Source organism: Paenibacillus xanthanilyticus (assembly GCF_042682185.1).
Classification (GTDB): domain Bacteria; phylum Bacillota; class Bacilli; order Paenibacillales; family Paenibacillaceae; genus Paenibacillus_Z; species Paenibacillus_Z xanthanilyticus.
Genome location: NZ_JBHUHA010000002.1, coordinates 1,043,862 through 1,065,876, shown reverse-complemented (window position 1 = coordinate 1,065,876; position 22,015 = coordinate 1,043,862). Strand labels below are relative to the sequence as shown.

General features: G+C 59.5%; 22 protein-coding genes. 16 read left to right on the top strand and 6 right to left on the bottom strand.

What is annotated here, in order from left to right; all coding sequences use genetic code 11:
• Positions 1–27: 27 nt before the first annotated feature.
• The gene (locus tag ACFSKT_RS21855) at positions 28–1,350 is read left to right on the top strand and encodes an ankyrin repeat domain-containing protein (RefSeq protein WP_377716550.1); all 1,323 of its coding nucleotides are present in this window, start codon (positions 28–30) and stop codon (positions 1,348–1,350) included.
• 14 nt (positions 1,351–1,364) lie between these two features.
• Here ACFSKT_RS21855 and ACFSKT_RS21850 read toward each other — a convergent pair whose 3' ends face one another.
• Positions 1,365–1,937, bottom strand: a complete 573-nt coding sequence (locus tag ACFSKT_RS21850; RefSeq protein WP_377716552.1) for a hypothetical protein — start codon at positions 1,935–1,937, stop codon at positions 1,365–1,367.
• A 166-nt stretch (positions 1,938–2,103) separates the two neighbouring features.
• Between ACFSKT_RS21850 and ACFSKT_RS21845 the strand changes: the two genes are divergently transcribed.
• The 9 genes from ACFSKT_RS21845 (at position 2,104) to ACFSKT_RS21805 (ending at position 10,780) form a co-directional block, all read left to right on the top strand.
• Positions 2,104–3,024: a DMT family transporter gene (locus ACFSKT_RS21845; protein ID WP_377716554.1), complete on the top strand. Its 921-nt coding sequence runs from the start codon at positions 2,104–2,106 to the stop codon at positions 3,022–3,024.
• A gap of 33 nt (positions 3,025–3,057) precedes the next feature.
• Positions 3,058–4,278, top strand: coding sequence for an MFS transporter (locus tag ACFSKT_RS21840; RefSeq protein WP_377716556.1), 1,221 nt, complete (start codon positions 3,058–3,060; stop codon positions 4,276–4,278).
• Between the two features lie 105 nt (positions 4,279–4,383).
• Complete coding sequence (locus ACFSKT_RS21835; RefSeq protein ID WP_377716558.1) at positions 4,384–4,926, top strand: eCIS core domain-containing protein; 543 nt, start codon at positions 4,384–4,386, stop codon at positions 4,924–4,926.
• A gap of 81 nt (positions 4,927–5,007) precedes the next feature.
• Positions 5,008–5,400: a fluoride efflux transporter CrcB gene (crcB, locus tag ACFSKT_RS21830; protein WP_377716560.1), complete on the top strand. Its 393-nt coding sequence runs from the start codon at positions 5,008–5,010 to the stop codon at positions 5,398–5,400.
• Positions 5,397–5,753 carry a fluoride efflux transporter CrcB gene (gene crcB / locus ACFSKT_RS21825; protein WP_377716561.1) on the top strand — a complete coding sequence of 119 codons (357 nt, stop codon included), beginning with the start codon at positions 5,397–5,399 and terminating at the stop codon, positions 5,751–5,753. Before crcB (ACFSKT_RS21830) ends, crcB (ACFSKT_RS21825) begins: the two co-directional genes overlap by 4 nt.
• Before the next feature lie 96 nt (positions 5,754–5,849).
• The gene (locus ACFSKT_RS21820; RefSeq protein ID WP_377716562.1) at positions 5,850–6,125 is read left to right on the top strand and encodes a YuzF family protein; all 276 of its coding nucleotides are present in this window, start codon (positions 5,850–5,852) and stop codon (positions 6,123–6,125) included.
• Between the two features lie 258 nt (positions 6,126–6,383).
• Entirely contained in the window at positions 6,384–8,288 is a 1,905-nt protein-coding gene (locus tag ACFSKT_RS21815) for a DUF2334 domain-containing protein (protein ID WP_377716564.1), read from the top strand.
• A gap of 40 nt (positions 8,289–8,328) precedes the next feature.
• Entirely contained in the window at positions 8,329–9,579 is a 1,251-nt protein-coding gene (locus ACFSKT_RS21810) for a glycosyltransferase family 2 protein (protein WP_377716566.1), read from the top strand.
• A gap of 28 nt (positions 9,580–9,607) precedes the next feature.
• Complete coding sequence (locus ACFSKT_RS21805; protein ID WP_377716568.1) at positions 9,608–10,780, top strand: CPBP family glutamic-type intramembrane protease; 1,173 nt, start codon at positions 9,608–9,610, stop codon at positions 10,778–10,780.
• A gap of 105 nt (positions 10,781–10,885) precedes the next feature.
• Here ACFSKT_RS21805 and ACFSKT_RS21800 read toward each other — a convergent pair whose 3' ends face one another.
• Positions 10,886–11,845, bottom strand: coding sequence for an EamA family transporter (locus ACFSKT_RS21800; protein WP_377716570.1), 960 nt, complete (start codon positions 11,843–11,845; stop codon positions 10,886–10,888).
• 467 nt (positions 11,846–12,312) lie between these two features.
• Here ACFSKT_RS21800 and ACFSKT_RS21795 point away from each other — a divergent pair, with 467 nt between their 5' ends.
• The 3 genes from ACFSKT_RS21795 (at position 12,313) to ACFSKT_RS21785 (ending at position 16,113) form a co-directional block, all read left to right on the top strand.
• Positions 12,313–12,681 carry a hypothetical protein gene (locus tag ACFSKT_RS21795; protein ID WP_377716572.1) on the top strand — a complete coding sequence of 123 codons (369 nt, stop codon included), beginning with the start codon at positions 12,313–12,315 and terminating at the stop codon, positions 12,679–12,681.
• Between the two features lie 36 nt (positions 12,682–12,717).
• Positions 12,718–14,892, top strand: coding sequence for a protein translocase subunit SecD (gene secD, locus ACFSKT_RS21790; RefSeq protein WP_377716574.1), 2,175 nt, complete (start codon positions 12,718–12,720; stop codon positions 14,890–14,892).
• Positions 14,893–15,024: 132 nt separating this feature from the next.
• Entirely contained in the window at positions 15,025–16,113 is a 1,089-nt protein-coding gene (locus ACFSKT_RS21785; protein ID WP_377716576.1) for a threonine aldolase family protein, read from the top strand.
• Positions 16,114–16,487: 374 nt separating this feature from the next.
• On the opposite strand, the gene ACFSKT_RS21780 is transcribed toward ACFSKT_RS21785, so the two are convergent.
• Positions 16,488–16,805: a thioredoxin family protein gene (locus ACFSKT_RS21780; RefSeq protein WP_377716577.1), complete on the bottom strand. Its 318-nt coding sequence runs from the start codon at positions 16,803–16,805 to the stop codon at positions 16,488–16,490.
• Positions 16,777–17,184, bottom strand: coding sequence for a MerR family transcriptional regulator (locus ACFSKT_RS21775; RefSeq protein ID WP_377716579.1), 408 nt, complete (start codon positions 17,182–17,184; stop codon positions 16,777–16,779). The genes ACFSKT_RS21780 and ACFSKT_RS21775 overlap by 29 nt, the downstream gene beginning before the upstream one ends.
• A 154-nt stretch (positions 17,185–17,338) precedes the next feature.
• On the opposite strand from ACFSKT_RS21775, the gene ACFSKT_RS21770 reads away from it, so the two are divergent.
• Both ACFSKT_RS21770 and ACFSKT_RS21765 read left to right on the top strand, forming a co-directional pair.
• Entirely contained in the window at positions 17,339–17,887 is a 549-nt protein-coding gene (locus tag ACFSKT_RS21770) for an RNA polymerase sigma factor (protein ID WP_377716580.1), read from the top strand.
• On the top strand, positions 17,874–19,016 hold the full coding sequence (locus ACFSKT_RS21765; RefSeq protein ID WP_377716581.1) for a hypothetical protein: 1,143 nt from the start codon (positions 17,874–17,876) through the stop codon (positions 19,014–19,016). The genes ACFSKT_RS21770 and ACFSKT_RS21765 overlap by 14 nt, the downstream gene beginning before the upstream one ends.
• 414 nt (positions 19,017–19,430) lie before the next feature.
• Here the strand turns inward: ACFSKT_RS21765 and ACFSKT_RS21760 are convergent, their stop codons facing one another.
• Positions 19,431–20,411 carry an asparaginase gene (locus tag ACFSKT_RS21760; RefSeq protein ID WP_377716583.1) on the bottom strand — a complete coding sequence of 327 codons (981 nt, stop codon included), beginning with the start codon at positions 20,409–20,411 and terminating at the stop codon, positions 19,431–19,433.
• Between the two features lie 103 nt (positions 20,412–20,514).
• Positions 20,515–21,207: a DUF421 domain-containing protein gene (locus ACFSKT_RS21755; protein WP_377716585.1), complete on the bottom strand. Its 693-nt coding sequence runs from the start codon at positions 21,205–21,207 to the stop codon at positions 20,515–20,517.
• 148 nt (positions 21,208–21,355) lie between these two features.
• Here ACFSKT_RS21755 and ACFSKT_RS21750 point away from each other — a divergent pair, with 148 nt between their 5' ends.
• Positions 21,356–21,940: a GNAT family N-acetyltransferase gene (locus ACFSKT_RS21750; RefSeq protein ID WP_377716587.1), complete on the top strand. Its 585-nt coding sequence runs from the start codon at positions 21,356–21,358 to the stop codon at positions 21,938–21,940.
• Positions 21,941–22,015: the final 75 nt, after the last annotated feature.

Below are 22,015 nucleotides of genomic sequence, written 5' to 3'. Positions count from 1 at the left end.
AGTAAAGACGGAGAGAGGGACGATGGAATGACGTACGGGAAGCAGCACGCGAATACAGGAAATCGCACCAAAGACGCCCAGCGTAATAAAGTTAGGGTCGGATTGGCGGTAAAAAGACTGCTTACGATCGCCTTGTTCCTGACCTGCTTGCCCATGACGACGCTGAACGCCGCGACAGCAGCTAGCGATCAGGCTTCGCCAGCGCTCTATATTGATGGGCAAAAGACGGCATACAAGAAGGTGACCGCAGCGGGCAGAAGCGAGAATATGATCGGTCTTCGCCAGGCCGCACACGCGCTGAAGCTAGCGTTGACATGGTCGGCGGCGGCCAAAGAATGGACGCTCTCGGGCGGAGAGAAGCCGATTCGGGTGAAATTGAACGCCAAAACGGCGTTCGTCGGCGGGCAGGCGACGACGCTTGCCGTGCCTCTTCGAGAGGAGAAAGGCACGGTCTACATACCGCTTCGTTTCGTGATCGAGGCTAGCGGCGGAGAGATGCAGTATTACAAAGAAAGCGGCATTAATGTCGTCTGGGCGCTGTCTCATTCGCAGAACCAGCTTAACAGAGCCATTATGGATGGCGATGCCGCCACCGTAATAAGGCTGCTAAAGGATTGGAGGATGGCCGCGCTCCCGATGGGCGTCGACGGACTCATACCGTATACGTTCGCGGCCGCAAGTCTCCCGGTGACAAAAGCGTTAATCGAAGCGGGCTTCCCAGTCAATTACCGGGAGAATCCATACGCAGATATCATCATCCCGGGCGGGGGCTACACGCTGCTTCATTTCGCGGCGGGTGACGGGCAAGCGGACGTTGTCCGATATTTGCTGAAACAGGGCGCGGACCCTGCAATCCGCTTGATGCAGGGGCCGGGCGATGATGGCTGGGAGCCGATCGATCATGCCATTCATGGGCTGATGTACGCTCCAATTCTGCTGCAGCTTGGCGGGCAGCGTTTTACGGATGACGTAATGGAAGGATACATGGATACGCTTCGGCTGTTACGGCCGTACAGCGGGCTGCACATCTATGTCAAGGATCGGTTCGGCGAAGTGCTGGCAACCGGGGAGGATCTGGCGTCGAACGTGGAGTCCGCCTCCTCGGCCGGCACGGCTTCGAAGCTTGTGGTATCGTTTGAGCATTCAAGCCGATTCGAGCGCCTGACGGTCGATCATGCCGGATCGACCGTCAGGCTGTTCATCAACGAGGTCGAGATCGGCAACGCGAAGGTGCCACAGTCCACAGAGGACGGCACGCTGTCGTTCGTTCCGGAGGATAACCTGGAGGAGCAAATCACGGGCATGACGGCGATGATCCGACTGGCGCTCGACGGAAGCGGCGAGAGCTAAGCCGGCACTGCTCGCTACAAGAAACCCAGCAGCCCCTTCGCCCGCTTAATCCCTTGCGCTTCGAGCAAGACTGGGTTATCGCGCGTTTCCCGGTGCATATAATCGTAGGAGAGCCAGGCGTAATGCTCCAGCGCGAGCAGCTCCGCCAGCTGGCCGACCGGGTCGCGGTCGGCGATGTCGTCGAAATCGCTGACATAGAGAATCCGGGTGATATCGAGCGGCGTTACCGTCCGCGGCCGGTGCGGATTGGCGTTAATGAGCTCGACGATTCGGCCTCGGTCGTATTCGCGCTGATCGATCTCGATTTCCTCTTCCCATGTGCACGCATAATGACAGACGCGCTTGTTCCCTTCATAAATGCTGAACGACCAGCCATGGTCCTCCGCGTGAATAAGATGGACGAGCGTCCCTTTATTGGCGGCGATCAGCCTGCGGTTGGGCCGGAATGCCGCGCCTTTGGGCAGAATCGTCACCCAGTTGTGGCCTGCCGGGAACACATACCCGCGCATGAAACCGCGTCGGAGCAGCTTCATGCCGTCCGCTTGTTCGGTCGTAAATAAATGATAGCTCTCGCTAAACTCGCTCATGACGCGAAATCTCCTTCCGTCGCGCTCGGCTTGCAGCCGGCGTGCATCGCTTCAGTGGGTCTTATGTCCTATGTACGTAGCATAAGCGATGCATGATCGCGCTGTAAACGGTCAGCCTGCGGGAGTTTTCGCCAGTTCACAAGACATCCATGGAGGACAACTAGACATGCATACGCAGCACCAGAAGACTTGGTCCACGAATCCTTATATCCTCATGCCGATGCTGCTCCTCATGTGGGGCTCGGTGGCCGCCGTCAGTAAGCTGCTGCTCGGCCGGCTGGACAGTTATCAACTCCTGTTCTATCTGTACGGGCTCGGCGCGGCCGTTTTCGCGTTGATCGTGTTCTTCCGGGGCGGCTGGTCTGCGGTTAGAAGCTGGACGATCAGGGCGTGGCTCATTTTAGCGGCTTGCGGACTCTTCACCTTTCTGTACGACTTTCTTTATTTCAAAGCGTTGGAGCGCATCCCCGCGGTCGAAGCGTCCATGCTGAACTATTTGTTCCCGATCTTCATCGTGCTGCTTGCGCTGCCCATGAACAAGGAGAAGCCGACGGGCGGCACGGCGGTCGCCGTACTGATGGGGCTTGCGGGAACATGGCTGCTCATGACGGAGGGGAATTGGGCGCAGCTTCGCTTTACCGATCTCGCCGGCGATCTGTATGCGATCGGCGCGGCGGTCAGCTGGGGCGTGTTTACGAATCTGCTCAAATGGAACAAGCAGGACGCGGTGCTGAGCGCCTTCGCGATTACCTGCTTCTCCCTGCTCTTGGCCGTATGCGCGCTCGCGATGAATTCCGGATTCGCTTGGCCGGCGCGACCGGACTTCTACGGCGCATGCTGGCTGGCCATGAGCAATGTCGTGCTCGGCTTCTTCCTTTACCTCCGGGCGCTTTCGCATTCCCCGGCGACGCTGATCGCCGGCTTTACCTTTTTCACGCCGGTCGTGACGCTGCTGTTCATCTTCATCCTGCTCGGAGAGCCGCTGACGCCGACCGACGGCGTAGCGGCGCTCCTCATTCTGCTCAGCATGCCCGCGGGGCGGATTCGCTTCACGGCTCGAAACAGGAGCGAGTCATCGGCGCTATAAGCTTCGGCAATGGGGAGGAGGTGCATAATCGATATGAGACTGGGCCGGAATTATTATTTATTGTTGGCCGCAGAGGGAGCGCTTAATTTGGCGGACGTGCTCTTCACGCTCACGCTGATCGTGCTCGTGAACGAAGCGACGGATTCGGCGTTCATGACGGGACTGGTGCCGATCGTGCGGGTGGCCGCCGTGTTCGCCAGCGGCTTGATCGCGCCGCTCGTGCTGCGGCGCTACCCGCTGCGCAGCGTCTTGGTCGGCAGTGTGGCCGGAGAAATCTTGTTCATGGTGCTTATTGCGGCGATGGTAGGTGCCTATGCTTTTGATACGGGGATTACGCCGCTCTTGGCGCTGCTATTCGGATTCGCGTTCTTCAAGGGCTGGTCGGGACCTGCGAAGGATGCCGTGCTGCCGCGACTGGTACCCGAATCGCTGCTCGTCAAGGCGAACGGGCTGATGTCCACGACGGACCAGACGGTTATGATGGCCGGCTGGGCGCTCGGCGGTATCGTCATCGCGTGGATCGGGCGCTCCGGCAGCCTCTGGGCGGCTGTGGCCATCATGGGGGCGGCCTTGGCCGCCGCGTGGCTCGTCCGGTTTGCGGAGGCGCAGCCAAGCGGCAGGAAGGACGAGCGGGAAAGCTCCAATTGGCGCACGATGAAATCCGGCTGGAGCGCCATTTGGAACCGCCCGATATTGCGCGTCGTGACGACGATGGACGTGACCGAGAGCATCGCCAACGGGGTCTGGGTGGCGGCCGTCCTGCTCATCTATGTCGAGGATGTCCTCGGCAAAGGCGCGGACTGGTTCGGCTTTATGAATGCCGCCTATTTCGCAGGCACGATATCGGGCGGATTGCTCGTCATGCTATTCTCGCGAAAGATCGAAGGCCGGCTGATTCCCGCGATGATTACGGGGGCGCTGGCGATCGCGGCGATGACCGTGCTGTTCGCGCTCACATCCTCGCCGCCGATTGCGCTGCTGCTGTGCCTGCTCATGGGGCCGGCGTTCCAGATGCGGGATATCGCGCAGCGCACGATTTTCCAGACGCGGATCAAGCCCGAGGAGCTGGCAAGCGTGTATGCCGCGCAAGGGACGCTGCTCTCGGTAACTTTCGGCGTATCCGTCTTGGTCATGGGGCTGGTTACGGATCTGCTCGGCGTTCGCGCGACGTACTTGACGGCAGGCGGATTGTTCCTCTTGTCGGGCATGCTGGCGCTTCGGCTTCGCCGCGCGCTGCCGGCCGAACAAGCATAGGCGGGGCGGCCAAAGTTGCCCCGTTCTTTTCTACTGTTTAATGCTATAATGAGGAAAAGATTACGCGTTCATCTTACGCAATCGGGACAAAAGGGGCCGGCGGACTTGCATCAGTATACGAATAGAAGCGGAGAGCGGCAGCCATCCGCGCCATCGACTTCACGGCATCAAGCGCCCGCGCAGCCAGCGCGGAATACGGGCGTTCCCACGTCCGCAGGCACGATCACGCAGCTGCAGCGCGCGGTCGGCAATCAGATCGCCATGCAGCTCATACAGTCGGGACGCCTCGGGAGCGATAGTGCGCGGCCGGTACTCCAGGCGAAGGGAGATCGCACCGGACTGCCGGAGAATTTAAAGGCGGGCATCGAGAGTTTGAGCGGGTATTCGATGGATGACGTGCGGGTGCACGCCAACTCCTCGAAGCCAAGGGAAGTCGGTGCGCTCGCGTACGCGCAGGGGACGGATATACATGTCGGTCCCGGTCAGGAGAAGCATCTCCCGCATGAGGCGTGGCATCTCGTACAGCAAAAGCAAGGGCGCGTGAAGCCGACGGCCGAGATCGGCGGCAAGGCGATCAACGACGAAGAGTCGCTGGAGAGCGAGGCGGACGAGATGGGCAGCCGCGCCGCGCAGTTCAAGCTGGAATAGGATCCGGAAGGCTTATGAACTCCTCTGCGCCGTCATGGCGGGGAGGAGTTTATTTGGCTTGCGAAGAGAGAGGCGACGAATATGAATGGCATCGCGCTTGCGGCTGGCGGTTTCGCCGGCACGCTGCTTCGATATTGGCTGGGCGAGGCGATCCCGACGCTCGGGGACGGCTTTCCGCTCGGCATTCTGATTATTAACTTGCTGGGCTGCTTCGCGCTCGGCGTGTTATTCGCGGCGACGCCGGGGAGATGGAGTCTGCCGCCGCAGGTTCGATTGGGACTTGGCACGGGCGTCATGGGAGCGTTCACGACCTTCTCTACGTTCTCCGTCCAATCGGCGGATTTGGTCCGTTCCGGGCACGGGGTCACGGCGGGGCTCTACATCGCGCTCAGCGTCGTCGGCGGGTTGGCCCTCGCCTTTGCCGGCGCGCGGTTAGGCCGGGGGACTCGAGTCCAAGAGGAGGCGGCGTCATGATTTGGCTGATCGGGCTCGGAGGCGTCGCGGGGACGCTTGCGCGCTTCTATGGGGGCAAGTGGATGCATGCCCGCATGCGCTCTTCCTTCCCATGGGGGACATGGGCGATCAATATATCCGGTTCCTTGCTGCTTGGCATCTTGTTCGGCCTGCACGACGCAGGTCGTCTGACGGAAGGCGTTTGGCTGACGCTCGGGACGGGATTTTGCGGGGCATATACGACGTTCTCGACGTTCGGGTATGAGACGGTCCAGCTCGTCTCGAACGGTCAAATCGGGCGGGCGGCGGTGTACGTGCTGTCCTCGGTCATCCTTGGGCTGGCGTCGGCAGGGTTGGGCTTGGCGTTGTTCTAGATCGGAGAACATGGAGGGCGGCTTGCGCCCATACCGCGTCTTGGGCGGCTGCATACGATAACGATGTGCCGTTCAATCCATTGGAGGAGTGAGTTCGTGAACCCTTACGGAATGCCGTCGTATCCCTATCATCAAGGCGGACAGCCGCCTTCGCAGCCGCTGTTTGGCGGGCCTGTCACAGTGAACCCCGTCGACCCGTTCGTCGTCGAAACGCTGCAAGGCTGTATGGGCCAACACGTCGTCATCGAGACGACGCGCGGCCGCATTGAAGGCGTGGTGCAAGGCTGCAAGCCGGATCACGTCGCGCTGCGGGTACGCGACAATACGTTTTTCGTGCGGATCGCCGAGATCGTCTGGATCATGCCGGATTAATACTCGCATAAAGGGTCAGAAGAGCGCGCGCGTTCCTGAGAGGGAGCATGCGCGCTCTTTATGTTTTCCGCAATCCTCCACTGTCTATCTATGTCGAACTTGGTCGCAATCTAGTTCTCGCGCTTTAGTTAAAATTAAGGCGAAAAGCCCAAACTCGCTCTATTCGCGGCCTAGGAAATGTTTTATACTAACTCTCGTCAGCTTGGCGGGAAGGAGAGAGAACAGATTCCCGGCTGCGCGGCATTAGGGGGGCTTACCTTGATTCGAATACTCCGTAAGTGCAAAAAGCTGATCTATCCCGTCGCGCTGCTCGCGGCGGCCGCGATCGCTTATTATGCGTACGACAGCTCCGGGACGAACGCGTACCCGAATACAAACAAACACCATGCCATGCTCCGGCTGGAAGACATCGAGCCCGGAGGCGAATACGGGACGCCGGAAGGACTCGGCAAGCTAAGGGCGGTGTTGGACGAATTGGACAGCCTCAATATTCCGTTCCACATGACGGTCATCCCCCGGTCGATCCATCCAGAGGAAGACGGGACGTGGACCGAACGGGGCATCGACGATCCTTCCCCGGACGCGTTCACCGCGCGGTTCATCCGCCTGCTGCAGACCGCGCAGAAGCGCGGCGCTGTGCTCGGCATGCACGGCTATACGCATCAGTACGGCCGCGAGGTGCGCGACGACGACAATCATATATCGGGCATCGCGCGCGAATTCAAAGTGCCCGGCGCGGACGAGACGTTCGAACCCGCTTACGCGGCCGAACGGATCGAGCGCAGCTTGGAGGCGTTTCGCCAAGCCGGGCTTACCCCCGCATTTTGGGAATCGCCTCACTACAAGGACACCCGCGAGCAGGAGGAAGTATTCCGCTCCTACATGGGCATCTTGTACGAGCCCGACCTCTACTCGATCCGCACGTTCCGGGATCTCAACGTCTACGAGACTCTGAATACATACGGAGGCGTAACCAACGGCTCGGTCTACGTGCCGGCCCCTCTCGGCTATTTGACGGACGAGGCCTCGGTCGATCGTTTGCTGAAGAAGACGGACGGGTACGATGGGCTGGCATCCTTTTATTTCCACCCATTCTTGGAATTCAAACATTTGGAGGCGGTGACGGACGAACAAGGCCAACCGAAGTATCGCGACGGGCTGCCGGTTTATCGATACCGGAGCAACGAGCCGACCTTGCTTCACCGTCTCGTCGCCGGTCTTACTGATCAAGGCTACCGGTTCATCACGGTGCACGATGCGGTGCCGTTCTCGCCTGCGAACCGTTTCGTCGCCCAAGCCGCGATGGAACCGCCGCTGATCGGTGAAGTCACCGGGGACGGTATAGCCGACGTCGTGACGGTGCGAGCAGCCAGCATCGAGATTAGCGAAGGGGCGTTCGGCTGGCCGCGCAATCAGCTGCAGCATCAAACGGCGACGTGGCTGACGCGGGATTACGATGAAGGCGAGCAGCTGCTGCTGTCCGATATCCATGGCGACGGCAGGGCGGAGCTGATCATTTACGATCAAGAGACCGGCATCCTGCAGGCCGCCGGATACGCCGCCGGCGGCACGGCATATCCGGCGGAGATGGGCAAGCTGCCCGCGGGATTGACGCAGCTTCAAGGCTGCTCGGACGCATGCGCGGGCGGCGGGATTTGGATCGCAGTACGGCCCGAAGACCGTCACGTGATCGCGGTGTCGCGCTTGGGCGGTACCTTGACCTGGACGGACACCGGCGTGGCCGTACCCGAAGGCGCGTCCATCGCGAGCGCGCGTCTCGATGATGACGGACAGGACGACCTGCTCTTCCTGCCAATCGGGTCGACCGAGCCGATCGCAGCCTATCTGACGGGCGGCGGCACGCTCGCGCAGGCCGCAGCGTTAAGTCTGAAGCGCGAAGCGGACGCGAACATGCTGGTGGCCGATACGAACGGCGACGGGCGCGACGACCTGATCGTGCATGAGGCGAGCCGCGGCGTCTGGCAGGTCTATGCCGGACAAGGCGGCGGATCGTTCCGCGCCATCGACAATGCGTTCGGGCCTTGGGCCGCCGGCAGCGATCGCGTGCCGCTCGCCGCCGACTTCGACGGTAATGGCAAGACGGATATCGCCGCATATGAGGAAGCAGAGGGCGTTATGGACATCGCGCTATCTTTTCAATAAATAAGCAAGCCATACACCACGAGGAAGGGACAACGGTACGATGCACGCCATTCAATTCGGATTTAACCTCATTTGCATTGTGATCCAGGCGCTCATTTGCTTTATCGGCGTCTACCAAACGCTGCTCAGTTTTGCGGGCTTCCGTGCGAAGAAGGAGGCATCGCCGCGACCGCCGCAGCGATCGTTCGCCGTCATCGTCGCCGCGCACAACGAGGAGAAGGTCATTGCGCCGCTGCTCGACAATTTGAAGCGTCTGGATTATCCAAGCGAGCTCTACGATATTTTCGTCATCTGCGACAACTGCACGGATCGGACGGCGGACATCGTCCGCGAGCATGGGCTCGCGCCGATGGAACGGCGAGATTTGGCACACAAGGGTAAGGGACATGCCATCGAGTGGCTGCTCGGCAAGCTGTGGTCGGGCGATAGGCAGTACGACGCAGTCGTCGTCTTCGATGCGGACAATCTCGTCAGTCTCAATTATTTGGCCGAGATGAACGAGAAGCTGCTGCAGGGCAAGCGTGTCATTCAAGGCTACCTCGAGACGAAGAACCCGTACGATTCATGGGTCTCGATCTCGTACGCGATTACCTACTGGTACATCAACCGGATGTGGCAGCTGGCAAGATACAATCTCGGCATGGCCAATACGCTGGCCGGCACAGGCATGTGCTTCGAGTCCGCGCTGCTGGAGGAAATGGGCTGGAATGCCCATTCGCTGACGGAGGACGTGGAATTCACGGCGCGCTGCGTCGAGCGGGGCATCGCGCCGTCGTGGGCGAACAATGCGATCGTCTATGACGAGAAGCCGATCACGATGATGAGTTCGTACCGGCAGCGGCTGCGCTGGATGAGGGGCCATTTCGATTGTGCGGGACGGTTCACGTGGCCGCTGCTCAAGAGCGCGATCCGGCACAGGAGCTTCGCCAAGTTCGACGCGGTGCTGTACTTGTTCCAGCCGTTTCGTTTCCTCTTTCTGGCCAGCATTTCGGTCATGCTCTACCTGCAGGTCGCGACGCCGCTGTTCGAGCAGCTCGGCATCCGGCAGCTCGCGCCCGACTGGGTGTGGTGGGGGATTCACATCGCGATCTTCCTTCAGACGCCGCTTGTGCTGTTTATCGAGAGGCGGCCTTGGAAGGCTTATCTCGGCATCCCGGTCTATCCGATTTTCCAGCTGACATGGCTGCCGCTGACGTTCATCGCCTTCTTCACGAGCCGGAACAAGTCGTGGAATCATACCGTGCATACGCGCGCGATGCGCATTGAAGACGTGACGGTGCCGAAGTCGTGACGTTATGGCGAGAGGAGAGTGGGGAAGGATGAACAACATCGCGGCGTTTTTGGGCGGGCATCCGCTCTTGGCGCATTTGACGCCGGACGAGCTGGCGCGCGTGGCCGCATCGGCACAGTGGCTGGAGGTTGAAGCGGGTACGGAGCTGATTCGCGAAGGGGATGCGGACAAATCGGTGGTGCTGCTCGTCAAAGGCGGCGCGGAGGTGCTTAAGCGCAACGCGGAGAGCGGCGAGAACTACGTCATCGTTCGGCTGGAGCAAGGGGCGAGCGCCGGCGAGATGGCGCTGCTCGCGGACGCGGAAGGCACGCGGACCGCGACGATCCGGTCATGCGAACCGTCGATGGTGATCCGCATCGACTTTGAGCCGATATGGCAGGATAGCGCGAATGACGCCATGCGCGTCAAGCTGCTCAGCAACATTTCGCGGGATCTCTCGGCCAAGCTGAATACGACGAATCAGGTGACGGTAGCCTCCATTCGCAAGGAGCTGGCGGCCAGCAAAGCGCAGATCGCCATGGGCATGTTCACGGTGAACATCTTGTTTCTGCTCGCGATTTACACGCTTTCGTTCCGGACCTTGATGGACTTGGTTATCCAGTGGGGGTCCAATTGGATCTCGATCGGCATCCTGGCCATTATGGCGACCGCGATGTACGTGCTCATCCGGCGAAGCGGCTACCCGCCATCCATGTTCGGGCTCACGCTCGCGAACTGGCGGAAGGTGCTCGGCGAATCCTTCCTGCTGACGGTACCGCTGCTGGCGGGGATCGCGATTCTCAAGTGGATCGTGCTGCTGCTGAATCCGGACATCGACGACACGGTGTTTAGCATCGTCAGGCAAGTGGCGAATGGGGAATTTGATCAAACGATGCTTATATATGGCGCGGCCTACGCTTTATTCTGTCCGATCCAAGAATTTATTTCGCGCAGCGGCATTCAGTCCGCCTTGCAAAATTTTCTTCCGCCGTCGAACAAACGAGTCTGGCTGGCCATCATTCTTTCGAATTTGCTGTTTGCCATGGCGCACGCGCATTTGAATTTGACGTTCGCGCTGTTGACGCTGTTTCCGGGGCTCTACTGGGGATGGATGTATGCGCGGCAAAATTCCCTCTTGGGCGCCTCGTTCTCGCATATCCTGGTCGGCGTATGGATTTTCTTCGTGGTCGGCATCGATAAAATTTGGTGGGCGTTGTTTTAGACATGGCGCCAATTATCAGCAAAGAACCTCCCGATCGCAGTTTGCGGCGGGAGGTTCTTTGTTGTTGCGCCAGATACGTCTTTCGCACGGACAGAGAATGATCTATTATGAAGAAGAAGATAAGACGCTTCCTGTACCGGAGGCTTTCCTATGCTTGTAAAGCTCCGGCAGCGCGACGCCGAGCAAGACGAGCGCGACGCCCGCCCATTGCAGCGGACTTACGTGCTCGTGCAGCACGATCGACGAGAGCGCGACCGCGACCGGCAGCTCGGAAGCGCCGAGGATGCTCGACATGCCTTCGCCGATATGCGGCACGCCGACGGCGAACAGCAGCGGCGGGATGAAGGCGCCGAACAGGCCGAGCATGAAGCCGATGAGCAGCAGGTCGCCCCAGATGACGCCGTTGAACAGGAACGCCGGCGGGAACAAGATGAAGACGAGCGTCAGACCGCCGGTCAGCATCCATGCGCTGCGGTAGACCGGATTCGCGGCCGGCACCGCTTTGCCGCTGAACAGAATGAACAGCGAATAGCTGATCGCGGCCAACAGGCCGAACATGACGCCGAGCAGATTGAAATTCGAAGCGCCCTGCTCCAGAATGCCGGCTGCGAGCAGCGTCCCGCCGAACAAGACGGCCAGCGTCAGCAGCATGATGCCGTTCGGGCGTTTGCGCTGGCTGATCGCCTGCATCAGCACGCCGATCCAGGTGAATTGGAACAGCAGAATGATGGCAAGCGAAGCCGGAATGTAGCGAAGCGAGTGGTAGTAGACCAGTCCGGTAATGGCGGTCGGCGTGCCGGCGGCCATCAGGATCAGGCGGTGTTTCCAGGTCAGCTTCTGCTCCAGGCTAGCGGCCTTGGCCGAGGCGGCAGGATTGGTCTTGGCCAGGCGGCTGCTGCGGTATTTGGTCCACAGCGCAAGACCCCAGGAGAGCAGGAAGCCGGTCAGCAGCTGGCTGCCGACGACTTCGCCGAGATCATATCCCTTGCCGTAAGCGGTCACGACAATGGTGGAAAGGATGCCGTAACTGACGGCTCCGAGAAAGACGGATAATAAGTATTTCATACTTGGTACAGACCTCCTTGATTTCCTTACCCTAATTCCAGCAAACAAAAAAATCCTAACTCCGATCGTCAGCGGATCATCGTCAGGATGAGCGGCTGGCGTCGTAGTTAGGAAGTTAAGGCTTCCCGTAGAAACCCTCACCCTTGCCCGAGCGGGCATTTTGCGAGGTTATACGATCGTAAGTATGTGGTTATCGTGGTGCGCGCGCAGCACCCGGATAATATTACATGACAGGTTATATCGTGTCAATAGCCGTTTGCATGGAAGAGCGGGGCTTCTCACTCCTCATCCGCCATCGGATGAGACGTCAGATTAGCGAGAGGACAACGCTGCAAAAAAATGAAACCAATCGCCTGCTCATCCGTATAGCATCCGGATTCTCTAACAATTTCGCAGACTTGCAGCTGCATGCAAGCCTGCTTTTTTATGCGTGATTGACATGCCTCATGAAAGGAGGGACAACCGGAATGACGCAGGCAAGCTGGCGCAAAGCCGTGCCTTATACATGGACCGCAGTTACACTGCTCGGCATGCTGACGCTGCTCCTCGCCCCGGCGCTGACCGGCCATCCGCATCGGGTGGAAGTGGGCGGGGCGCGGATCGGCGCCGAGCAGGGCGTGCATGCCGCGGGAGCGGTCAAGCCGGCCAACGATCCGAAGGTTGTCCCCCTTGCGCTGGGCGGGTTATGGCTGGCGGCTTCGATTCATCGCGCGCGCAGGCCGTTCGCGAAGCTGGGGCGCACCGGCAGCGACGCCATCGCAATTATGCTGCGGCACCGGCTGCTGGCGCCGATCCAGATGACGAGCGTATTCGTGGACAAGCCCCGGGTTAATTGAAGCGGATAGAAGCCAACTAACGAAGGGATGTTTACGATGAGAGGAAGTAGAATAGCAGGGTTTCTGCTGACGGCGCTGATCTCGCTGACCGTCGTGTTCGCGACGAGCCCGACGATATTGAACGGCATCAAATTAGGCCTGGATCTTAAAGGCGGCTTCGAGATTCTGTATGAAGCGCAGCCGATCGAAGAAGGCGGCACGGTAACGAAGGAAGCCCTTCAGCAGACCGCCAAGAGTTTGGCCAAACGCGCCGATTCCTTCGGCGTGACGGAGCCCGAGGTGACAACGGAGGGCACGAACCGCATCCGCGCGCGCATCGCGGGCGTCCAGGACGAGACAACCGTCCGGGAGATGATGAAGAAGCCGGCGGAGCTGACCTTCCGCGGACCGGACGGCAAGAAGGAGCTGCTCGGCAGCGATTTCGTCGAAGGCGCGGCGGAAGTGGCCATGGACGAGATGAACCAGCCGATGATTCTGATCGAAGTGAAGGATAAGGAGAAGCTGCGCGAAGTTTCCCAGCGGCTGCTCGGACAGGAACTGTCGATTTATCTGGACGAGGAGATGCTCTCCAATCCGGTCGTGAGGGACGTGCTCAGCGCGGGAAGCGCCACGATCAGCGGCAACTACACGATGACCGAAGCGAAGGAACTGGCAGAGATCATCAACATGGGTGCGCTGCCGCTCAAGCTGACCGAGAAATACACGCAGTCTGTCGGCGCAAGCCTCGGGCAGCAATCGCTGGAGCAGACGCTGTTGGCCGGCGTGATCGCCACGGTATTCATTCTGCTGTTCATGCTGTTCGTCTATCGCGTGCCGGGCTTCATCGCCTGCATCACGCTGATTATTTATAACTGGGGTCTGCTCGTCCTGTACTACTGGATGCAGGCGACGCTGACGCTGCCGGGCATCGCGGCGTTCGTACTCGGCATCGGCATGGCGGTCGACGCGAACATCATTACCGCCGAGCGGATTCGCGAAGAGATGCGCACCGGCAAGAGCTTGCTGTCGGCGATGAAAGCCGGCTCGAAGAGCTCGTTCCGCACGATTCTCGACGCGAACGTCACGACGATCGTCGCCGCGGGCGTCCTGTATTTCGTCGGCACCGGGGCCATTCAAGGCTTCGCGCTGACGCTCATTCTCAGCAACATTCTGAGTATGGCGACCAACGTCTATCTGTCGCGCTTCCTGCTCAAGCTGTTCATCGGCACGGGCTGGCTGAGCGAGAGCAAACACTACGGCGTTAAGCCTGCCGACATCCAGAAGCTCTCGGACAAGTCGGGTTATGAAGATGGCTACTATCGTATTTTCAATTTCACCAAGCTCCGCAACCTGTTCTTCGCGATCTCCGGCGGGATTACCGTGCTGGGTCTCGTGTTCGTATTGGCGTTCAACTTTAATTACGGCGTCGATTTCAAAGCCGGCACGAGCCTCGACATGGTCGTTGGCAAGACCGTCACCAAGGCCGACGCGGAAGCGCTGTTCGAACAAGCGGGCATCATGCCCGAGACGCTCACCGTCGGCGGCGAAGGCAGCGAGCGTGTGACCGCCCGTTTCGATCGGGTGCTCGATTCCGACAAGGGCGAAGTGAAGGCGATTAAAGCGCTGTTCGTCGAGAAATACGGCGATGGCGTCTCGATCGAGGAGAACACCGTCGATCCGGGCATCGCGCGGGAGCTGGCGGTCAAGGCGATCTACGCGATTTTGTTCGCGAGTATCGGCATCATCATTCTGGTCAGCATTCGCTTCGAATGGCGGTTCGCGGTGGCGGGCATCGTGGCGCTGTTCCACGACGTGTTCGTCGTCGTCAGTATTTTCTCGATCTTCCGGCTCGAGGTGAACCTGACGTTCATCGCCGCGATTTTGACGATCATCGGCTATTCGATCAACGATACGATCGTCATTTTCGACCGGATCCGCGAGAATCTTCGTTTTGCCAAACTGCGTACGTTCGACGATCTGTCGAGACTCGTCAACGTCAGTATTTCGCAGACGCTGACGCGTTCGATTAATACCGGCTTGACCGTGCTTGTCGCTTCGTTCATTCTGCTCTTGTTCGGCAGCAAATCCATCGCGCTGTTCTCGATGGCGATGACGCTCGGCCTTGCCGTGGGCATGTACTCGTCGATCTACATCGCGGCGCAAGTGTGGCTGCTGCTGAAGAAGAATTCGATCGGCCGCAAGCCGGCGGAGGAAGGCAAGCCGCAAGAATAAGGCTGGACCGCGATCAGGCGAGTCTCGCGGGAGAGGTCTTCCATAGCCATGGAAGGCCTCTTTCTCTTTTGCGCGTGCTATACTAGATTTGAACGCGGCTTTAGCAGCGCGGACCGAAGGGAGAATCATAGGATGTACCAGCATAACGCCAACTCGTTAGCCACCGTCTTTCAACAGGCGGATTATAAGCTCGGCGGACATGGTCCCCGCAATATGGACATTTTAAAGCAAGCATTCGAAGCGGTAGACGGTGAGACGGACGCCGATATGTACGGTCAGGGCAAGGTGATTGGCGATTTCGAACGTAAAATGGCCGATTACTTGGGCAAACCTTCGGCGGTGTTCTTCCCGAGCGGCACGATGGCCCAGCAGATCGCGCTTCGCATCTGGTGCGACCGCAAGGCGTCCAAGCGGGTCGCCTATCATCCGCTGAGCCATCTCGAAATCCACGAGCAGCGCGGCTTGCACGAGCTGCACGACATCGAGCCGGTCTTGCTGGCGGAGGCGGATCGTCTCATCCGGCTGGACGACGTGACGAGCATGCCGGAGGACGTCGCCTGTCTGCTGCTGGAGCTGCCGCAGCGCGAGATCGGCGGTCAGCTGCCGGCGTTCGAGGAGCTGGAGGCCATCTCTGCCTACTGCCGCGCGCGTGGCATTAAGCTTCAATTGGACGGGGCTAGACTCTTTGAAGTGCTGCCTTATTATCAGAAGACCGCAGCCGAAATTTGCGCGCTGTTCGACAGCGTCTATGTCTCTTTCTACAAAGGGATCGGCGGTATCGCCGGCGCGATTTTGGCGGGAGCGTCCGATTTCACCGAGGAGTCGGCCGTGTGGAAAAGACGGCATGGCGGCGATTTGATCAGCTTGTATCCGTATATCGTCACGGCGGACTACTACTTCGATCGGCGCGTAGGCAGGATGGCCCATTACTGGTCCGGCGCGGAGAAGGTGGCTCGTCTGTTCAATGCTTCACGGCACGTCGTCACGGTGCCCGAGGTGCCCGTTACGAATATGTTCCATGTTCACATCGCGCTGCCGCCGGAGCAGGTGGAAGAGGCGCTCGTCAAAGTCGCGCAAGCGAGCGGCGTTGGGCTATCCAGTTATGTGAAGCCAAGAGGCGATGGCAGTTGCTTCGAGATCAGCATCGGCGACCGGCTGGACGCGATTCCGGAGGAGAAGCTGAAGCTAGCGCTCAAGCAGCTGGACGAGGCGCTCGGCTAGGCGGTCCGGGGACGGCTTGGTTTTCCGGGCAAACCGAACGAAGCAAGAACAAAGGGCTTCCCGCGCGGGAAGCCCTTTGTTCGACTTGGTTCAAGTAAAGCGTGTCCGCAAAAGCGGACGAAAGCGAAGGTCAGCACGGAGCCGCATCAAGCGCATACCCATGCAGGATCCCGCCCCAAGGCATCACGTCCCGAACGAAGCGCGAACAAGAGCCAGTCCGAAGGACTAGCGGGCTCCCCGCGAAAGGACACATCGAAGACGGCCGCGTGGCAGGTACGTCCCTTTCGGGTGTCCAGAGGGACGAGTCCCTCGGAACCCCCTCGCGAGGGGGCTTGGGGGAGGTAAAGGACGGGTTGTCGAAGGGCGAAGCCCTTTCAGCTATACTTATCTAACGTCTGGCGGTACGCCGCCTTCGGACGCAGGCCGACCAGCTTATCCATCGGACTGCCATCCTTGTAGACGACGACCATCGGCATGCTCATCACGCCGGCAGCCGAGGCCGCGTCCGGCAGCTCGTCGCAGTCCACCTTCACGATGGTCGCGGCGCCGCCCAAGTCGCGGTCCAACTCTTCCAGGATCGGCAGCAGTACTTTGCATGGCGGGCACCAGGACGCGCCGTAATCGACGAGCACCAGTCCCTCCTGCACGATGCGCTTCAACTCGTCATGGCTGGCTGCGCTTCGAATCGTCATTTGTCCCACACTCCTCGCAGGTTGCTTCGTTTTGTTCGGCGGTCAACGCCGCCATCCGGTCGATGAGATTCGTCCGGATTTGGGTCAGCTCCACAATTTGCCGCTCGATCTCGGCCAGCTTCCGCTCATAGACGGGCATGACCTCGGCGCAGAACGCTTCCTTGTTCTGGATGACGCAGGTAAGGAAGCCGGCGATCTGCTCCGTCGTCAGTCCCAAGTTCAAGTAAAGCTTGATCGCTTCGACGGTTTCGACCGTCAGCGGCGAATACGTCCGGTACCCGTTGGCCTGACGGGTCGACGCGATGAGCCCTTGTTGTTCATAGTAACGGAGCGAGCGGATGCTGACGCCCGTCGCTTCCGATAGTTGACCGATTTTCATGTCGTCCTCCCGGGATTGTCGATGGAATCGGGTACATCGTCAGTATAAAGGCTGACATCAGTGTCAGGGTCAAGCAAAAATTTATTTTTCCATTTTACCGGAAATCGGGAACTTCTTCACTGCTTTCGTTGTCTAATGGCTTGGAGGTGAGGAGATGGAGGAAGCGCACTGGAAGCATTTGAGCGCGATGAGCGACGAATTGTTCCGGGAACTGATGGAGAAATACGGACAGGACGTATGGAACGTGGCCTTCGTGCTGACGAAGAGCCGCGATCTGGCGGACGATATCGCGCAAGACGTGTTTCTGAGCGCCTACCGCAGCATTGACCGTTTCCGCGGCGAGTCTTCGATCAAGACATGGCTGCTTACGATAGCGCGGAACACCGCGATCAATTACAGACGTACCGCTTTCTTTCGCAAAGTGTCGCTTATGCCGTGGATCGAGAGCAAAGGCTCGAATCCGTCGGCCGAGCGTATGGTCATGGAACGGACCGCGATCTCGGATCTGTGGCAGGCGGTCATGAAACTGCCGGTTAAATTCAGAGAGGTGCTGCTGCTGCACGTCAAATATGAAATGCCGCTGAAAGAAATCGCCAAGCTGCTGGACGTCTCCGAAGGCACGGTCAAATCCCGGCTGTCGCGGGCCAGGCAGAAAGTCGCGGTCTATTGGAAGGAGGCGGGCGCGTCCTATGAACGAATTTGACGCTGATTGGGAACGATTGTTGAAGACGACGGAGCCTGCCGGGCAGCGAACCTTTACGCCCCGGCATATGCTGCAGATCGAGCGGGAGGCCAAAGGGATGAACGAGAAACGAAACAGAGGCAGCAAAAGGAGGGTGGCTGCCGTCTTGGCAAGCGCGCTGGCGTTGATCGTGCTGGTAATGGGCGTACTGCCCGCCGGGCCGTATACAGGCTGGTTGAGAGACGCAGAGAGCCGGACGGCGGGACAGCCGAACGAAGCGAGCACGCCCGGGGAGGTTACACCCGACGAGCAGCCGACGCCGGACGGCCGGGAGGAAGCGATCGAGCCGCAGCCTCCCGCGGAGACCGAACCCCTGACCGGGTTGCTTCGCGAGCAGCTGCCGTTCGTGATCGACCGACAGGAAGGCATCAGCATTCATCGGCCGGACGGCGGCGAGGACATCGATCTCAGCGTCATGGAGCAATCGTATTTGATGCAGAGCTTGTACGGACTGGACTTCGAGAAAGCCCGGGCGCCCATGGCGAACAACCGCGAAGACGTCTATTTTCGAATCCGGGACGGCGGCAAAACATTCGAGATTCCGTACGAGGTCGCGACGAATACGATCCTGTGGAAAGGCCAGTCTTTCTATGCGAACGAGAACACGCTGCTCCTCATGCACCGGCTGTTCAAACCGGAATCGAAGCTGGCGGAGATTGCGGCTTTCCGTGATGAGCAGCAGCTGGCCATGGAGCGCAAGGAGGACACCGTGAATGAGGGCAGCTACGACGCGGAGCTGCTGGAGGTAGACGGGAAGCTGTTCCCCGATTGGGAGCGAGAGGAAGCCAAGTTAACGCCGAAAGAGGAAATCGGTTATTTCGACGAGATGTTCGGGGAGGCGCGGAAGGTCGTCGTTTACGAAGAGGGTGTGATTGCAATGAGTCTTAGCTACTTTTTCGTGGATGATCGTTACCGTACGAGCAGCGGCGCCGGGGTCGGATCGACCGAAGCCGAGCTGCTCGAGAAGATCGGGGAGCCCAATTCCAAGTCGTCCGTCGCCTGGAGCTACCGGTGGGGGGATTACTTGCGGGTGCATTTTTATATGAAAGACGGCAAAGCCGCATTGATGTACCTAACGCAGCCGATGTAAGGGACGGATGTGCCGAGCAGTGCGGGAGGTCTTGGAATATCGCTTCTAGAAGCGGGAGACAAGGCCTCTTTGGCATGCGATCCTCGAGAGCGGCAGCTGGAAGCAAAGAAAAAGCACCTGTCGCAGACAGCTGCTTCGCGTTTAGACGGTCTCAGGCTTCGATGGGCCCTGGTGGGATTCCTCGCGCGGATACGCGATGTCGTCCGGCTGGTCGTACGGAACCCGGTCTTCTTCGTAGTACATGCCTCTCACCTCCATGCTGCTAATTGTAGGCAGCGATCGTTAACGCTTGGTTATCGGGATGTTCGATTTGCGTAAAGATGGCGGTCTCAACCCGTGGTTATTTACGCTCAAACAAAAGGACCTCGTTTCGCGCAGTTCGCGCGGAAGCGAGGTCCTTCTTTGTTAACAGGTTTATTCGGGCATGCTCGCTTCCGCTTCGAACGCTTCGCGAATGACGGCCGCATCCGTCGTGACGGCGAGCAGCGAAGCGAGCTTGATTCTCGCCTTCGGCCCGTTCAGACGATTGCAGAACATGACGCCGAGTGCCTTCAAACTGTGACCGCCGCCTTCGTAGCCGTACGTATCCTGCACGCGTCCGCTGCCGCAGCGGCTGACAAGCACGACGGGAATGTTGGCGCCGATCGCCCGTTTGATGCCCGGCATGAGCGTCGGCGGCACGTTGCCTTGCCCGAACGCCTCGATGACGAGTCCGCAGATGCCGCGGGTAATCAAGAAGTCGATCATCGCGCTGTCCATGTCGATGGCCGCCTTCACGATGTAGACGGATTTCATCTCCGCCGATGCCGGGTAGTTCTCCTGCTGACGGGGCTTGTAATGAAACACGGCCTGATGCTTCTCCACGTACCCGATCGGCCCGAATTCGGGCGATTTGAAGGAGGAGAGGCTTGACGTATGCGTCTTGGTCACGTAGCGCGCCGCGTGCACCTCGTCTTGAAAGACGACGAGCACCCCTTTGCCCACCGCCCCCGGGCTGCCCGCCGTCCGGATCGCGTTGACCAAGTTGGTCGGACCGTCCGAGCCGATCTGGTTGGAGGAGCGCATCGCGCCCGTCAATACGACGGGCTTGCCGAGCGGCAGATGAAGATCGAGATAATACGCGGTTTCCTCCAGCGTATCTGTCCCATGGGTGATGACGATGCCGTCGATCTGCGGATCGTCCAGGTTGGCCTTGACCTTGGTTAGCAGCAGATGCAGGTCGGCGAACGTCAAGTGCGGACTCGGCTTGTTGAAGACGTCTTCCATATCGATACTGGAGCTATGGTCCAGCCAGCTTGTCATATGATGGCCTTCGATCGGTTCCACGACGCCTGTTTCGGGATTGCTTTGCATCGCGATCGTGCCGCCGGTCGTCAGCATTTTGATTCGTTTCATAAGGGGCCTCCCATGCGGTAATACCCTTATTATAAGCTTGGACGCCCGCGGTTTGCACCTATTCTCCGTCGCTGGACGCCAACCCATCCGCTTATCCGCCAACCTAGGACTCGGTCGCGTCGCGGTAAAGATCGATATAGAGCTCGCCGTCGGCATCGAGCTGGGCGAGGAACACGTCCTCGGCAGCAAGGCTCCGCTGGGCCAGCTCGTGATCGAGCCAGCCCCGGTTGAGCCGAATGGATGCGAGCTGCTCTTCCATGACAACGCCGTCCATCAGCACGGCGATCGGTTCGCGCTTCATCCCCGTGTGCATGCCGAAATCCCGCCTCGTTGGCGGTCTTCCTTCGGCGGCGGTCATGACGTTGATCTCGCCGCTCGTCTCCATCAAGGCGAACTCCGCGTCGGCCAGGCGGAACACGCCGTTGCGGCGAAGCTCCTGCAGCAGCTCGTCCGTCGTCAGACGCTCCTTGCGCATATTGGCTTCCAGCACATGCCCTTGCTGGATGAGCACGGTCGCTTTGCCTTCGACGAACGCGCGCACCCGCTTGCTTTTCATTTGGGCGAATTCCATGCCATACGAGAACGAGACCCACACGACGAGCGAGACGAGCCCGAGGTACCATGGGGTGCTTAAATTAATCGAGACGTACGCGGCCAAGCTGCCGATCGTAATGCCGGTCATATATTCGAATACCGACAGTTGGGACACCTGACGCTTGCCGAGCATTTTGGTCAGGAAGAACAGAATGACGATGGCCGTCAACGTGCGAATCGCGGCCTCCAGCCAGTCGGGCATTTCAGCATCTCCTCCGCTCGAATCGTGAACTGCCCTGAGCATGCGCAGTGAGAAGGCGAATTATGCGCAATCTGCCGAAAAACGAATAGACAATGATTCTTGCCGTATGCGATAGTGGGAGTTATAAACAACGGAGGAGGGCGTGGCGATGGAGGACCAAAACGTACATCCGCAGCTGTTGGAGGTGGCGGAGCAGTTCGAGAGCGAAAGATTGCTTATCCGGGCGCCGCGCTGGGGCGACGGGGCAATGCTGAACGAAGCGGTCGCCGAGAGCATGCCTGAGCTATCCGCTTGGATGCCATGGGCGGTCGAGCTGCCGAGCGTGGCGCAATCCGAGATTACCGTCCGCGAAGGTCGGGCGCGTTACTTGGACCGTTCGGATTTGTGGCTGCTGCTGATCGAGAAGGCAACCGGACGGCTCGTCGGATCGAGCGGCCTGCACCGGATCGAATGGGAGGCGCGCAAATTCGAGATCGGCTATTGGGCGCGAAGCGGCTTCACCGGGCAAGGGTACATCACCGAAGCGGTCCATCGCATCACAAGCTTCGCGGCCCATGAGCTGGGGGCGAATCGGATCGAAATCCGCTGCGATGCGCGCAACGTTCGCAGCGCCGCGGTGGCGGAGCGGTGCGGGTTTACGCGGGAAGGGCTGCTTCGCATGGAGAAGCTTGGCGTCGACGGCTCGCTTCGGGACACGCTCGTGTTCGCGAAGGTCCGGGGCATTGAATTTTAAACCGAATAAGGGAGCATGCCATTGTCGCGGAACGCGACGCCGGCATGCTCCCTTTATGTTTCTCTTCGTCTCTGA